The 13,820-nt window shown below is 70.4% G+C and carries 8 protein-coding genes and 2 pseudogenes; 6 read left to right on the forward strand and 4 right to left on the reverse strand.

Annotation, left to right across the window (positions count from 1 at the left end; all coding sequences use genetic code 11):
- Nucleotides 1-142 precede the first annotated feature (142 nt).
- Nucleotides 143-1,399, reverse strand: coding sequence for a hypothetical protein (locus ABZU74_RS12205; RefSeq protein ID WP_355421799.1), 1,257 nt, complete (start codon nucleotides 1,397-1,399; stop codon nucleotides 143-145).
- 199 nt (nucleotides 1,400-1,598) lie between these two features.
- Nucleotides 1,599-2,288, reverse strand: a complete 690-nt coding sequence (locus ABZU74_RS12210; protein ID WP_355421802.1) for a hypothetical protein — start codon at nucleotides 2,286-2,288, stop codon at nucleotides 1,599-1,601.
- Nucleotides 2,289-2,565: 277 nt separating this feature from the next.
- On the opposite strand from ABZU74_RS12210, the gene ABZU74_RS12215 reads away from it, so the two are divergent.
- From ABZU74_RS12215 to ABZU74_RS12235, 5 genes and pseudogenes are all read left to right on the forward strand, one after another.
- A complete protein-coding gene (locus tag ABZU74_RS12215; protein ID WP_355421805.1) occupies nucleotides 2,566-4,623 on the forward strand; it encodes a DNA topoisomerase IV subunit B in 2,058 nt (685 codons plus the stop codon).
- Between the two features lie 32 nt (nucleotides 4,624-4,655).
- Nucleotides 4,656-4,910 (forward strand): annotated as a pseudogene (locus ABZU74_RS12220) (DNA gyrase subunit A); the annotation flags it as partial.
- Nucleotides 4,884-5,711, forward strand: a pseudogene (locus ABZU74_RS12225) (LAGLIDADG family homing endonuclease); the annotation flags it as partial. The pseudogenes ABZU74_RS12220 and ABZU74_RS12225, both read left to right, overlap by 27 nt.
- 249 nt (nucleotides 5,712-5,960) lie before the next feature.
- Nucleotides 5,961-8,444 carry a DNA topoisomerase (ATP-hydrolyzing) gene (locus ABZU74_RS12230; protein WP_355421917.1) on the forward strand — a complete coding sequence of 828 codons (2,484 nt, stop codon included), beginning with the start codon at nucleotides 5,961-5,963 and terminating at the stop codon, nucleotides 8,442-8,444.
- 244 nt (nucleotides 8,445-8,688) lie between these two features.
- Nucleotides 8,689-9,207, forward strand: a complete 519-nt coding sequence (locus ABZU74_RS12235; RefSeq protein WP_355421808.1) for a TrmH family RNA methyltransferase — start codon at nucleotides 8,689-8,691, stop codon at nucleotides 9,205-9,207.
- Between the two features lie 173 nt (nucleotides 9,208-9,380).
- Here the strand turns inward: ABZU74_RS12235 and ABZU74_RS12240 are convergent, their stop codons facing one another.
- Nucleotides 9,381-9,953 carry a peptidoglycan-binding domain-containing protein gene (locus ABZU74_RS12240; RefSeq protein WP_355421811.1) on the reverse strand — a complete coding sequence of 191 codons (573 nt, stop codon included), beginning with the start codon at nucleotides 9,951-9,953 and terminating at the stop codon, nucleotides 9,381-9,383.
- A 418-nt stretch (nucleotides 9,954-10,371) separates the two neighbouring features.
- Between ABZU74_RS12240 and ABZU74_RS12245 the strand changes: the two genes are divergently transcribed.
- A complete protein-coding gene (locus ABZU74_RS12245) occupies nucleotides 10,372-13,119 on the forward strand; it encodes a BTAD domain-containing putative transcriptional regulator (protein ID WP_355421814.1) in 2,748 nt (915 codons plus the stop codon).
- Between the two features lie 7 nt (nucleotides 13,120-13,126).
- On the opposite strand, the gene ABZU74_RS12250 is transcribed toward ABZU74_RS12245, so the two are convergent.
- Nucleotides 13,127-13,762 (reverse strand): alpha-ketoglutarate-dependent dioxygenase AlkB, encoded by a 636-nt coding sequence (locus ABZU74_RS12250; RefSeq protein ID WP_355421817.1) that lies wholly within the window; start codon nucleotides 13,760-13,762, stop codon nucleotides 13,127-13,129.
- Nucleotides 13,763-13,820: the final 58 nt, after the last annotated feature.

The following is a 13,820-nucleotide window of genomic DNA, read 5'->3' on the forward strand; positions in this document are numbered from 1 at the left end:
CGGCCCAGCCTACGGCCTGAGGTTACCGATGGGTAGCAGCAGGCGGCCAGGTCGGCGACCGCGGTGGGCGGCCACGCTGCGCGCTCGACGGATGCGACGGAGGGCCCCACCGGCCGGCGGAGCCCTCCGAAGCACGCTGCGGTCAGGAGACCGAGATGGCCCCGTTGCTGGCCCGCACGCAGACCACCGAACGGGCACTGGTCGAGGCCGCGCCGCTCAGGCACTGGCCGAGCACCTGGTGCCCGGTGGCGTTCGGGTGCCACGACTCCTGGCAGGTCTGGAAGTAGCTCACGCAGGTGTTGGCGATCCGCTGGATGGCGATCTTGTCCTTGCCGGCGAGGCTGGTGACGAAGGTGCCGGTCGCGCCGTCCTGAAGCCGGATCGGAGTGGCGAGGGCGCCGCTCGGGCTGCTGGTCTGCTCGCAGAGCCGGGCGCCGTTGAAGGCCTGCTGCACGTTCAGGTACACCAGGTCGTCGGCGGGGAACTCGGCGGCCAGGGTGTCCCTGGTGGACTTCACGATGCTGCCCAGACCCTGGGAGAAGCGGTGCCCCGGGGCCAGGCTGGCCCGGTGGATCGGGCACCCGGCCGCGTACCGCTCGGCACCCAGGTCACGGAACTTGTCCCGGGTGTCGTCCCGGCTGTCCTCCTCGTGGAACTGCGGGTTCAGGTCCAGCGGCAGCGGGTTCGTGTAGTCCTGGAACACCACTCGGTGCTGCCCGTCCGCGTCCACCTGGTCGAGGGTGGTCAGGATCTGGCGTACGGCCGCTGTGGTCTCCGCGGTCGCGGCGCTGAGCTGCGCCGCGGTGGCCAGGTCGGCGTCGCTGCACGGCTTCTGCTCCACCGGCCCGTTCAGGTACGCCCAGAACTCCCACCAGCCGGTCCACGCGTCGGCGATGAACCTGTTGGCGCACTTCTCCGCGACGCTGCCGAAGGTGAACGAGCTGTTGTTGGAGCCGAGGCCGACAAGCACCAGGTCGATGTCCTGGGTTTGCGCGACGGCGCGCAGCTGGCTCAGCTGTGAGGCCACCGTACGGCCGTTGGTCCGCGCCTGGGAGGCGTTGGCGATGTCGTGTGGCTGGCCGCCGGAGCAGGCGAGGTTGAACCGGTTCTGGATGCCCGGCAGGTTGGCCTGGTTGAGCGAGGCGTTCGCCGAACGGTGGCAGAAGAACGCGTTGTTGTTCGCCGCCGTCCAACCGGGGAAGCCCTGGCTGACGCCGTTGACGTCGACCACCGGGGTGTACGCCCCGGCGCCCTCGCCACTGATGAAGCTGTCGCCGAGTGCCACCGCGGCGGTGGGCAGCGCGGCGGACGCGGGTGCGGGCAGCGCGACGGCGGTCGACAACGCGGCTATGGCGATCGTTAGTCCCGCGGCGAGCGCGGTACGCCGGAACCTGGGCATGGGGCCCCCATCCATCGAAAGATGAAAGATTCTCTGAGGCCGCGATCAGATCACCCTGGTACGACGGGCGTCAATGGCCCGTAACAGATTCGTTCGACGAAGGACATGCGCCCGTAGGCATGCCGCGCTACCGCGTCGAGAGTGGACCCGCGCTCCGGGTTGTCCAAGCCGTCCACCCGCGCCCGTCGGGCGCGGGGAGTCAGTGACCGGCCGGGCGGTCGCGGCGGTGCAGCAGGGCCGCGCCCACGGCGTTCAGGCCGACACCCCAGATCAGGAGTACGCACAGCCATTGCACCCACCGCAGCGCGCTCATCTCACCTGAGAGCAGGTTGCGCACGCCCCCGAACGGGGTGAGCCACGGCTGCGCGGACTCCACGCCGCTCAGCAGCGCGAACAGCCCCAGCGGCAGGATGATCGTGGCCAGGAACGCGACCACCGTCGAGCGCAGCAACAGCCCCAGCCCGGTGCCCACCAGGCCGGCGACGATCTGCACCAGCACGCTGCCCACCGCGACCGTCCCGGCGAACCGCCACGGCTCGTCGGCGACGTCGGCCGGGGTGAGCATCAGCGTCGCGGCGCAGATCAGCACACCGACCACGCCGATGACGACCGCCGGCAGCCCCACCGCGAGCACTGTGGGCAGGACCGGGAGGCGGACCGGCGCCTGGCGCAGGTCGCGGACCAGCAGGATGCCGAAGAGCGGCGTCCCGACCGACATCAGGCTCTGCACGGTGCCGGAGAGCTCGGCGAAGGCACGGTCGGCGGGATCCGCCGCCGCGACCAGCGCCACGGCGGTCAGCAGCCCGGCCACCAGAGTGCCCACCAGCAGCCACCGTCGGGCCCGCGTGCCGAGGGAGCGCCGCAGGGCGTCGCGAATCGTCGCGTCCATCTCGACCGCCTCCTGATCTCCTCGACCCGGACCGGCGTGCCGCCCGCGCTCCACCGGCCGCGATCACGCGTCAGCGTACCGGCGGGGGTGTCTCTGCGTGGTCCCATGATCACCCGCCGGCTGTTCGTTGGCTCACGTCCGGAGGGCCGCGCGCGGCGGGTCGCGTAGGTCCTCCGGTGGTTGTCCTAGCCTCGGGCTAGGCTCGCTGCGGCGCGCCACGCCGGCTGATGTCGCCGGTGACCGGCAGCACACCGCCGAGACCGGGGAGTACGACCAGTTGACCGCAGAGCCTGACACCCTGTACGGGGCCGATGACCTCACCCACCTTGAGGGGCTGGACGCTGTCCGCAAGCGTCCCGGCATGTACATCGGTTCCACCGACAGCCGTGGCGTGGGTCACCTCGTCAACGAGATCCTCGACAACTCCACCGACGAGGGTGTCGCCGGCCACGCCAGCCACGTCGAGGTGATCCTGCACGCCGACGGCTCGGTGCAGGTCGACGACGACGGCCGGGGCATCCCCACCGACGTGCACGCCAAGTCCGGCATCTCCGGCGTCGAGCTGGTGCTGACCCGGCTGCACGCCGGCGGCAAGTTCGGCGGCTCCGGCTACAAGACCTCCGGTGGCCTGCACGGCGTCGGCGCGTCGGCGGTCAACGCGCTGTCCCGCCGCTTCGACGTGACCGTCCGCCGGGCCGGCAAGATCCACGCGATGTCGTTCCGGCACGGCGTCCCGGGCATCTTCGACGGCGACGGGCCGGACGCCCCCTTCACCGCCGGTCCCGGGCTCCAGGTGGCCGGCGCCATGAAGGGCGGCCACCGCACCGGCACCTCGATCCGCTGGTGGCACGACGCCCGCTACTTCGAGACCGGGGCGGCGCTCGACGTCGACGCCGTCCGGATGAAGCTGCGCAACACCGCGTTCCTGGTCCCCGGCGTGACCTACCTGCTGCGCGACCTGACCGGCGAGGCGCCCGCCGAGGAGCGGTTCCACTACCCCAACGGGCTCAGCGACATGGTGGAGTTCCTCGCCCCGGCCGGCGACCGGCCGGTCTCCGGCACCCTGCTGGTCAACGGCGAGGGCACCTACCGGGAGAACGCCGCCGACGCCAACGGCGTCATGCAGTCCAACGTGCAGCGGCGCGCCGAGGTCGAGGTGGCGTTCCGGTGGGGCACCGGTTACGAGCGCACCGTCGAATGCTTCACCAACACCATCCGCAACGCGCACGGCGGCACCCACCGCAAGGGCTTCGAGCGGGCCCTGGTCCGGGCGCTCGCCGACGCGATCCGCAACACCCGCGGCCTGCTCAAGGCCAAGGAGGAGCCACCCACCCTGGACGACGTCCTGGAGGGGATGACCGCTGTGGTGCACGTGCGGATCCCCGAGCCGCAGTTCACCTCGCAGACCAAGGACGAGCTCTCCACCACCGGCATCACAAAGGTTCTCCAGTCCCTGGTCGACGCGCACATCAAGGCCTGGCTGGAGGACCGGCGCACCAAGGCCGAGGCGCGCACCGTCCTGCAGAAGATCGTCGACGCCGCCCGGGTGCGACTCACCCAGAAGCAACAGAAGGACGCCGCCCGGCGCAAGACCGCCCTGGAGGGCGCGTCCATGCCGCCGAAGCTTGTCGACTGCCGGGCCACCGGCATCGACCGCAGCGAGCTGTTCATCGTCGAGGGCGACAGCGCCCTCGGAACGAGCCGGATGGCCCGTTCCTCGGAATACCAGGCGTTGCTGCCGATCCGGGGCAAGATCCTCAATGTGCAGAAGGCCAACCTCCAGCAGGTTCTGGACAATGCCGAGTGCGCGGCCATCGTGCAGGTCCTCGGCGCCGGCTCGGGGCGCACCTTCGACCTCTCCGCGCTGCGTTACGGCCGCGTGCTGATCATGGCCGACGCCGACGTGGACGGCGCCCACATCCGTACGCTGCTGATCACCCTGTTCGCCAGGTACATGCGGCCGCTGATCGAGGCCGGTCGGCTCTACGCCGCGATGCCGCCCCTACACAAGATCACCACCAAGGGGCGCAACCCGCAGACCGTCTACACCTACACCCAGGCCGAGATGGAGACGACGGTCCGCAAGCTGGAGAAGGCCGGCAAGCAGATCGTCACCCCCATCCCACGGTTCAAGGGTCTCGGTGAGATGGACGCCGACGAGTTGTGGGACACCACGATGAACCCGGCCACCCGTGCCGTCCGCCGGATCACCCTCGACGACGTCGACGCCGCCGAACGCATCCTCGAACTGCTGATGGGCGAGAAGGTCGAGCCGCGCCGCAACTGGCTCATCGACTCCGCCGACCGCGTCGACCGGGATGCGATCGACGCATGAGCAAGTGCATCGTCCGAGTGGAGAGCTGAGTCATGGCACGCCGTAAGGAAAACAAGGTCGACCTCTCCTCGTTCGACCAGGCCGGCGCGCGGGTGTTCGACAACCCGCTGGTCACCGAGGTCTCCGACTCCTATCTGGAGTACGCGTTCTCGGTCATCCACTCCCGCGCACTGCCCGACGCCCGCGACGGCCTCAAGCCGGTGCACCGGCGCATCCTCTGGTCAATGTACGAGCAGGGCTACCGCCCGGACCGCGGGCACGTGAAGTCTGCCCGAATTGTCGGCGACTGCTTCGTTGCCGGCACACTCGTCTCGACGCCCGACGGTTTGCGGGCCATTGAGGAGATCGAAGTCGGGGACCTCGTGCTGGACGGCGACGGAGTCCCCGTACCGGTGACTGCTGCTTATCGGAATCCGACCTCCGAACTCGTGCGCGTGACCTGGAGCAACGGGCACACGATGCTCGTAACCCCGGGCCAGCGCTTCCGCGTGGTCGCCGATGACCTCTCAGTTCGATGGGTGGAGGCTCAGGATCTCGCGGGGCAGTTGGCGCTGGCGTACGGGAGCCGCCGCAGTGCGGTGTCGACGCCTGTAGGTGACGTCTACGACTATGTGCGTGGGCTGCTGGTGGCTGAGGGCTTCCCGGTCCATCGGTCTCGCGAAGCGGACGGCCGGGTCCGGATCCACCTGTGTGACGTCGAGCCGCTGGATGTCGCTCACGGCTGGGCCATCGCCAGTGGATTGAACGTCTCCCGAGGTAAGCGCGAGGCACGCAATCCCCTCCATCGCGACCAGCACATTCTGACCTTCAGCCGGCACGAGGGGCTGCTTGAGGCCACACGTCCGCTCAGCCGGGACAAGTACGTGCCGAGCGACATCATCGCGAACCGGTCGGCGTGGACGCCGTTCCTCGCCGGCTTCTTCGACGGAGACGGCTACGTCCGTAAGCGCTTCAGGGAGATTGTCTTCGTCAGCACGAGCGAGGTGCTGGTGCGGCAGGTCTACGCCATGCTTGCCGACCTGGGGCTGCACGGGCACCACTGGGTCAGCGGTCGCGCCTCCGCGGGTAACCCGCTCTTCGGTCTCTCGGTCAGCGGGCGGGACGCCGCAGACCTTGCCCGGTTGTTGCTGCCCTGGGTGCGGATCGGATACAAGCACGACGGCTTGCAGCGGGTCGCCGAGATCGGCTACGAGTACAGCGGCAAGCAGGGCAACGACCGGTTGCCGTACGGTCCGGTCATCGCGGAGTTCACGGCAGCACATCAGGGCGGCGGGTGGTTCCGGGACCAGGACGGACAGGCGTTCCGTGACCCGCTCTCGGCGAGCGGTGGCCCGAAGGTGCGGTATGGCAAGGACCGCAATGGCGTCCCGCTCGCGGACCGGTCGTTCCAGTTGGCGCGGGCGGTACGAGACGGTTGGATCAACAAACTCCACCGCGTTGGCTCGCCGCTCGCTGCTCGACTGGACGCGTTGATCGGCAGTGCGTTCCTGCGGGTCACTTCGGTTGAGCCGGTTTCGCCCGACGTCACGTACGACATCCAGGTCGGCAGTGACGAGCACGCGTTCGTCGCCGAGGGCTATGTCGTTCACAACTGCATGGGTAAGTACCATCCACACGGCGACACGGCGATCTACGACGCGATGGTCCGCCTCGCGCAGGACTTCTCCCTCAACGTGCCGCTCATCGACGGGCATGGAAACTTTGGCTCTCCGGACGACGGGCCGGCCGCCTCGCGTTACACCGAGGCGCGGATGTCCCGCGAGGCCATGCTGCTCGTCGGTGAGCTGGGTGAGGACACCGTCGACGTCGAGCCCAACTACGACGGCTCGCTGACCCAGCCGACCGTGCTGCCGGCGGCCTTCCCCAACCTGCTGGTCAACGGCGCGTCCGGGATCGCTGTCGGGATGGCCACCAACATGATCCCGCACAACCTGGCGGAGGTCGTCTCCGCAGCCCGCTGGCTGATCAACCACTCGGACGTCACCCTGGACAAACTCATGGAGTTCGTCCCCGGCCCCGACCTGCCCACCGGTGGGGTGCTGCTCGGCCTGGACGAGGTGCGCCGGGCGTACGAGACCGGGCGTGGCGTGGTGCGGATGCGCGGCAAGGTGGAGATAGGCCCGATCGAGGGCAGCCGGGGCCGTCAGGCGATCACAGTCGTCGAGTTGCCCTACGGCGTCGGCGCCGAGAAGGTCATCGCCGCGATCACCAACGAGGTCACCAAGACCAAGCGGCTGACCGGCATCGCCGACGTCAAGGACCTCACCGACCGGGAGAGCGGCACCCGGCTCGTCGTCGAGTGCAAGGTCGGGGTCAACCCGCAGGCGTTGCTCGCCGACCTTTACCGGCTGACCCCGCTGGAGCAGTCGTTCGGCGTCAACAACCTGGTCCTGGTCGACGGGCAGCCGCGCACCCTGGGCCTCAAGGCACTGCTGGAGGTCTTCCTCGCCCACCGGTACGAGGTGGTCACCCGGCGCACCTCGTACCGTCGGCGCAAGCGTCAGGAGCGGCTGCACCTGGTTGACGGTCTGCTGATCGCGCTGCTGGACATCGACGAGGTGGTCCGGCTGATCCGGGGCAGCGACGACGCGCAGGCCGCGAAGGACGGGCTGATGAGCCGGTTCGGCCTTTCCGACATCCAGGCCACCTACATCCTGGACACTCCGTTGCGCCGCCTGACCAAGTTCGACCGGATCGAGCTGGAGGCCGAGCAGGAACGGCTGCGCGCCGAGATCGCCGAGCTGAGCAAGATCCTCGACGACGAGCGGGTGCTCCGGAAGGTGGTTTCCGACGAGCTGGCGGCCGTGGTCAAGCAGTTCGGCACCGAACGTCGTACGACGCTTGTCGACGGTGACCTGAAGGAGGTGCTGGCCGCGTCCGCGCCGGCCGGCCCGCTGGAGGTCGCCGACGACCCGTGCCAGGTGATCCTCTCCGCGACCGGGCTGGTCGCCCGGACCGCGGCCGAGTCGGAGGAGAGCTCCGAGGGGCGCCGACGCAACGGCCGGGTCAAGCACGACACGGTACGCGCCATCGCGCACTCCACCGCCCGTGGTCGGGTGCTGCTGTTGACCAGCGCCGGCCGGGCGTTCAAGGTCGACGTCCTGCCGCTGCCGGTGCTGCCCGAGCAGGCGGGCACTGTGTCACTGCGCGGCGGCATGTCAGCGGCCGAGCTGGTGCCGTTGGCGGCGGGGGAGACCGTCGTCGGCCTGGCCCCGCTCGGCGGGCAGGCGGAGGGCTCACCGGGGCTGGCGCTGGGCACCCGGCTGGGCGCGGTGAAGATCTGCGCGCCGGATTGGCCGGTGCGCTCCGACGAATTCGAGGTGATCGGTCTGCGCGACGGTGACGAGGTGGTCGGGGCGACCTGGTTGACCGACGGCACCGAGACGCTCACCTTCGTCACCTCGGAGGCGTCGCTGTTGCGCTTCCCCGCCGCGTTGGTCCGGCCGCAGGGCCTCAAGGGTGGCGGTATGGCCGGCATCAACCTGCCGGCCGGGGCGCGGGTCGCGTTCTTCGGCGCGGTGCGCACCGACGACCCGGGGCACGGCGAGCCGATGGTGGTCACCTCGACCGGCGCGACGGTCAAGGTGACGCCGTTCAAGGCGTACCCGGCGAAGGGCCGGGCGACCGGCGGCGTGCGCGCGCACCGCTTCCTCAAGGGTGAGACGGACGTGGCCGTTGCCTGGGTGGGCCCGCGACCGGTCGGCGCGACCGCCACCGGCGACCCGGTGGAGCTGCCGGCGGCGGACCCGCGCCGCGACGGCAGTGGCTTCGCGGTGATGCTCGGCCCAACGGTGGTGGGCCACCTGATCGAACGCGACTGACCCAACCGCGTGCCCCGGGGGTACGCACGTCCTGCCCGCCGCATGATCGTGCTCGATCCTGGAAGTAGTGGTTTCCCCCGACGCGGTGATACCACTCGATCCTGGATCGAGCACAATCATGGGCAGTGGGGGTGCACGCCGGCGCGGTATGGTGGGGCCCTCTGTTGTCGGTGAGGGTCCGGGTGCACCGCGAAGCACCCCTCAACATGATTTCTTCTCTGTCCGGCGGAGTCGCCGCCGCGGCGTGAGCGCCGCCATCCGGGTCCGGCCGAGGCGTGAGCTACGCGCCGCCCGCCGTCCCCGGCCACACCGCTGCTGGGGTCACCTGATCGCCGCCCCACTCTGGCCGATGCACGGCGCGAACCTGGGCACCCTGTTACGTACGTGCGACGCGGTCGGCGCCTGCCTCGCCGTGCCACCGTTCCGTTGGGTGGACGAGGCCCTGGCCCGGGGCAACACGCTGCGTCGGCCGGGCTGCGTTCACCGGGTCGGCAGTCCGCTGCGTTGGCTGGCCGCCGAACGGGCCGCCGGCAGCCGGGTCCTCGGGGTGGAACTGGCCGACGAGGCCGTCCGGCTCGGTGATCTGCCCGCCGCTCGGGGGCGCACCGTGGTGCTGTTGGGCCACGAGGCGACCGGCATCCCGCCCGAGGCGCTCGACCAGCTGGACGCGGCGGTGGAGATTCCCATGGTCGGCCACGGCCACAGCCTGAACGTCGCGGTAGCCGGCTCCCTGGTCCTCTACAAACTCGCCGGCCTCCTCTAGTACGGCGCCCGGTCGCCGCTGGATCAATGGCGATCAGGCCGGAGAATCGCAAGGTTGGCCCGGACAACCGGTCCCGTCGCGTCCGGACCTACCTTGCGAGTCGCTGGTCACCGCGTGGGGGTCGGGCCATTCGAGATGACGCTCGGTTGGTCAGACCGCCGGGTTGGGCGAGGTCAGCAGGTGCGGGAGTTGTAGGCGGCCCAGTAGGGGCCGCTGCCCTGAGGCGGGTAGAACCGGTAGTTCCCGTCGGGCGAACGCTGTAGGACGAATTGGTGCGAGCCGTACGGGCTCCGGGAACCCGTCGCCCCGTGGTACACCACGTACAGCCACCCGTTCTGGTTGTCGTGCTGCACCAGCTTGTCGCCGGCCTTCGTCCAGCTGTTCCGGCCTGCGGAGCCATCCGCTGAGAGGCCCTTGTCGCGCTGGAAGTTCCTCGTCGCGGCATCGGTCTGGTCGCCGAAGACGCCGTCGACCCCGGACGAGGGAAGGTAGCCATTCGCCCAGAGAATGGTCTGCCAGAGACAGGCAACGTTCGAGCTGCGGTGCGTGGTGACGTTGGTGACGCCTTCGTCGTCGAAGTCGTCAGACACCGCGCCGGTGCCATGGACGAACGCCCGGCCCGTGTAGGAGCCGCTGGCCGCGGCCGGCGTGGCGATGGTGACGTTGACGCCGATGGCCAGTGCCGCGCCGATGGCGGGCACCGCGACTCTCTTGAGGACGCGGCGGGTGGAGCGGTGCGACGACATGTATCTCCTCTGGTCGGGATTCTTGAGGGGGGCAACGGTGCTGGGGCGTTGCGCCAGCCGGCAGTGTCAGACCTGGCACGACGAGGCGAGTTCGCCGCATGTCAGGTGTGGACAGACGGTCCCGTCTGGCTTCGCGCCATCGTCGTGCAATCAGGTCTGGCGATTGGTGCTTTTGGATGGGGCGGTGAGGACGGTAGAGCCGTCCTCACCGCTCCCGGGCCCCCCATGGAGAAGGTACGGTGGGGCCGGTACAACCGCCGCACAACTCACGCACAGCTCATTTACTCGCCCGCGCTATCCGGGTGCTGTACGCGTGGCGGCACATGGCAGCGCCCACATGCGAGGTGCCTGGTTGCGTTTCGAACTCCTTGGCCCGTTCCGGGTGTACCACGACGGCCGGTCGATTCCACTGGGCTCGGTGAAGCAGCGTCTTCTGCTGGCGACCCTGCTGCTGCGCCCGAATGAGGTCGTCGGCACCAACGAGTTGGCAGCGGTGCTGTGGGGCGACGAAGAGCCGGCGTCGGCCGCCGCGAACCTGCGCACCTACGTGCGCGGGTTGCGGCGGTCGCTGGGCGGTGGGGCGACCTGGGACGGGATAACCGCAGCGGCCGGCGGCTATCTGCTGCGGGTGGGCCCAGACGAACGGGACCTGGACCTGTTCGACGCGGCGGCGGCGCGGGGCCGTGAGGCGCTCGCCGCTTCCGACCCGGACCGGGCCGAGGCCGAACTCTCCGCCGCGGTGCGCCTGTGGCGTGGTGCACCGCTGTCCGACCTGCCGCTGCGCTCGACGCTGGCTCGGCGTAGAGCGCAGTTGGAGGAGCGCCGGCTGCTCGTCGAGGAGGACTACGCCGAGGCGGTGCTGGCCCTCGGCGGGTCGGCCGACGTCGTGCACCGGTTGCGTGGTCTGCTCGACCGGCACCCGCTGCGGCAGCGGGCGTGGGGCCAACTGATGGTGGGCCTGTACCGCATCGGAGACGTGGCCGGCGCGCTGGAAGCCTTCCGGCAGGCCCGACAGACGCTGGCGGAGGAGACCGGCCTCGATCCCGCACCCGAGCTCGTCACGCTGTACGACGACATCCTGCATCACCGCCCGGGGCTGGCGGCGCCACCGCCAACGGGGCCGGACCGGCCGGCGCCGGACACGGCAGGGGAGCCGCTCATTCAGCGCCCCGAGCAACTGCCGCGGGCGGTGCCGGAGTTCGTCGGACGCAGCGTCGAGTTGGCGGGCCTCGATGGGCTTCTGCACGGCGGGGCTGAGGGGCCGACGAACGTGGCCATCTCTGTGGTGTCCGGCATGGCCGGAGTCGGCAAGACGGCCCTGGCGCTGCACTGGGCGCACCGGGTTGCCGACCACTTTCCGGACGGCCAGCTCTATGTGAACCTTCGCGGCTACGACGAAGCCGGCACGGTGTCCCCGCCCGACGCCCTGTCCGGCTTCCTCGAAGCGCTCGGCGTGCCCCACGCCCGGATACCCTCCGACATGGAGGCCCGGACCGGTCTCTACCGCGGCCTGCTGGCGTCCCGCCGGATGCTCCTGGTGCTCGACAACGCTCGCGACTCCGCCCAGGTGCGCGCCCTGCTGCCGGGTGCAGGCCGCTGCATGGTCGTGGTCACCAGCCGTGACCGGCTCGGCGGCCTGATCGCCGCCGAGTGTGCCACGCCGTTGACACTGGACGTGCTCACGGCGGAGGAGTCGATGAGCCTGCTCGCCAGACGTCTCGGGGCCAGCCGGCTCGCCTCCGAGTCGGTGGCGGTGGCCGACATCATCGAGGCCGCAGGCCGGCTCCCGCTGGCACTGTCGATAGTGGCGGCCCGCGTCGCGACCCATCCCACGTTTCCGCTCAGCGCGATCGCCGCCGAACTGCACTCGGCCGAGGCGAGGCTGGACGCGTTGGCCGACGGCGACGTCCGGCGCGTCTTCTCGTGGTCGTTCCTGGCCCTGGGGGCGGACGCGGCCCGGCTGTTCACCCTGCTGGGGCTGCATCCAGGCCCGGACCTGACCGCCGCCGCGGCCTCGGCGCTCGCCGGTGTGTCGGCCGCGGCCGTCACGCCGATCCTACGCGAATTGACCAGGCTCAATCTGCTGGCGGAGTACGCGCCCGGCCGGTTCGCCTTCCACGATCTGCTGCGCGCCTATGCGGCCGAGCTCGCCCAGTCGTCGGAGCGCGGCGACGAACACGTCGCAGCCCGACAGCGCCTGTACGACCACTACCTGCACGCCGCCTATCCGGCCGCCCTGCTGCTCCAGCCGCAGTGGCCCCGGATCGAGCCGGTGCCGCCGCTGCCCGTACCCGCCAGGCGGCCGGTGACCGATCACGACGGCGCGCTCGCCTGGTTCACGGCGGAGCATCGGGTCCTGGTGCGGGTGGTTCGACAGGCCGCCGAGAACGGCTTCGAAACGTACGCCTGGCAGATCGCGTGGGCGCTGAACACCTTCCTGGCGCCGCGCGGCCTCTGGCAGGACCAGCTCGCCATCCAAGAGGTAGCGCTGGGGGCCGCAGAGAAGATCGACGACCTCCCCGGTCAGGCCGTCGCCAACCGGCTGGTCTCCCGCGCGCTGACCCGACTCGGCGACCAGACCACTGCCGAGTACCGGCTCAAGCGCGCGCTTGAGCTGCACGAACGTCTCGGCGACCCGATCGGCCAGGCCCAGACGCTGCACAACTACTGCGAACTCTGCTACCTGGACGGCCGGCTCGACGAGGCGCTCGCACATGGTCGCGAGGCGCTGCGGCTCTACCGGCTGGTCGGCAATCACGCGGGCGAGGCCCGGACGCTCAACGCGATCGGTTGGCTGCTCGCCACCACCGGCGATTATGTCCAGGCCATCGCCAGCTGCACCGAGGCCCTCGATCAGCAACGACGGACCGACGACCGCAACGGTCAGGCCGCGACGCTCGACAGCCTCGGGTTCGCCTACGACCGCCTCGGTGACCGCGACCGCGCGGCCGACTGCTACGAGCAGGCGATCCAACTCTTTCGCGACTCCGCGGACCGGTATCACGAGGCGGAGACCCTCATCCGACTCGGGGACACCCGGGAGGGGATGGGCGACCGGGACGCGGCCGCTGCCGCTTGGCGCCTGGCCGCGCGGATTTACGAGGACGTTGGCGACCCCGCAGCCGAGGAGGTCCGCCGCCGCCTCGAACGTCTGGTTCCGTCCTAGTAATAAGTCAGGCGACGTTGTGGGGGCGGAACTGGACGCTCACTCGGGGGCCTACCGGGCGGGTGGTTTTGGGGATGGCGTGTTCCCAGGTGCGTTGGCAGGAGCCGCCCATGACGATCAGGTCACCGTGGCCCACCGGGAAGCGCAGGCTCTCGCCGCCGCCGCGTGGGCGTAGCAGAAGCGGTCGGGGTGCTCCGAAGGACACGATCGCGACGATCGTGTCGGTGTGCGCCGAGCGGCCGATGGTGTCGCCGTGCCAGGCCACGCTGTCGCGCCCGGAGCGGTAGAGGCACATGCCGGCGGTGACGAAGGGCTCGCCCAACTCGGGCGCGTAGTAACTGGTGAGCGCGGCCCGCGCGGCGGTGAGCACGGGGTGGGGGAGTTGCCTCGCGCCGTCGTACCAGCAGAGCAGGCGGGGCACGTCGACCTCGGCGTCATACATGGTGCGCCGCTCCGCACGCCAGGGCACCTCGGTGAGCAGCGTGTCGAGGACGGTGTCGGAGCCGCGCACCCAGCCGGCGAGGTGGTCGACCCAGGCGCCCCGGCTGAGCTGGTGCCGGCGGATCTGGCCGGGCAGCGGCCCCAGGGTCGGCCCGGCGTCGGCCAGGTCGAGCATCGACGGCTGGTAGGCGGCCTGCGTCATGCAGCCACCCTAGCAGCACTTTCGTACACCCGTGCTAGCTGTGAATGTGACAGTGGCC

This window comes from Micromonospora sp. NPDC005171, assembly GCF_040608575.1.
Taxonomy (GTDB): Bacteria; Actinomycetota; Actinomycetes; order Mycobacteriales; family Micromonosporaceae; genus Micromonospora.

Coding starts and splice junctions, on each gene's coding strand:
- ABZU74_RS12205 (WP_355421799.1), bottom strand. CDS start 1,399: ATGCCCAGGTTCCGGCGTACCGCGCTCGCCGCGGGACTAACGATCGCC.
- ABZU74_RS12210 (WP_355421802.1), bottom strand. CDS start 2,288: ATGGACGCGACGATTCGCGACGCCCTGCGGCGCTCCCTCGGCACGCGG.
- ABZU74_RS12240 (WP_355421811.1), bottom strand. CDS start 9,953: ATGTCGTCGCACCGCTCCACCCGCCGCGTCCTCAAGAGAGTCGCGGTG.
- ABZU74_RS12250 (WP_355421817.1), bottom strand. CDS start 13,762: ATGACGCAGGCCGCCTACCAGCCGTCGATGCTCGACCTGGCCGACGCC.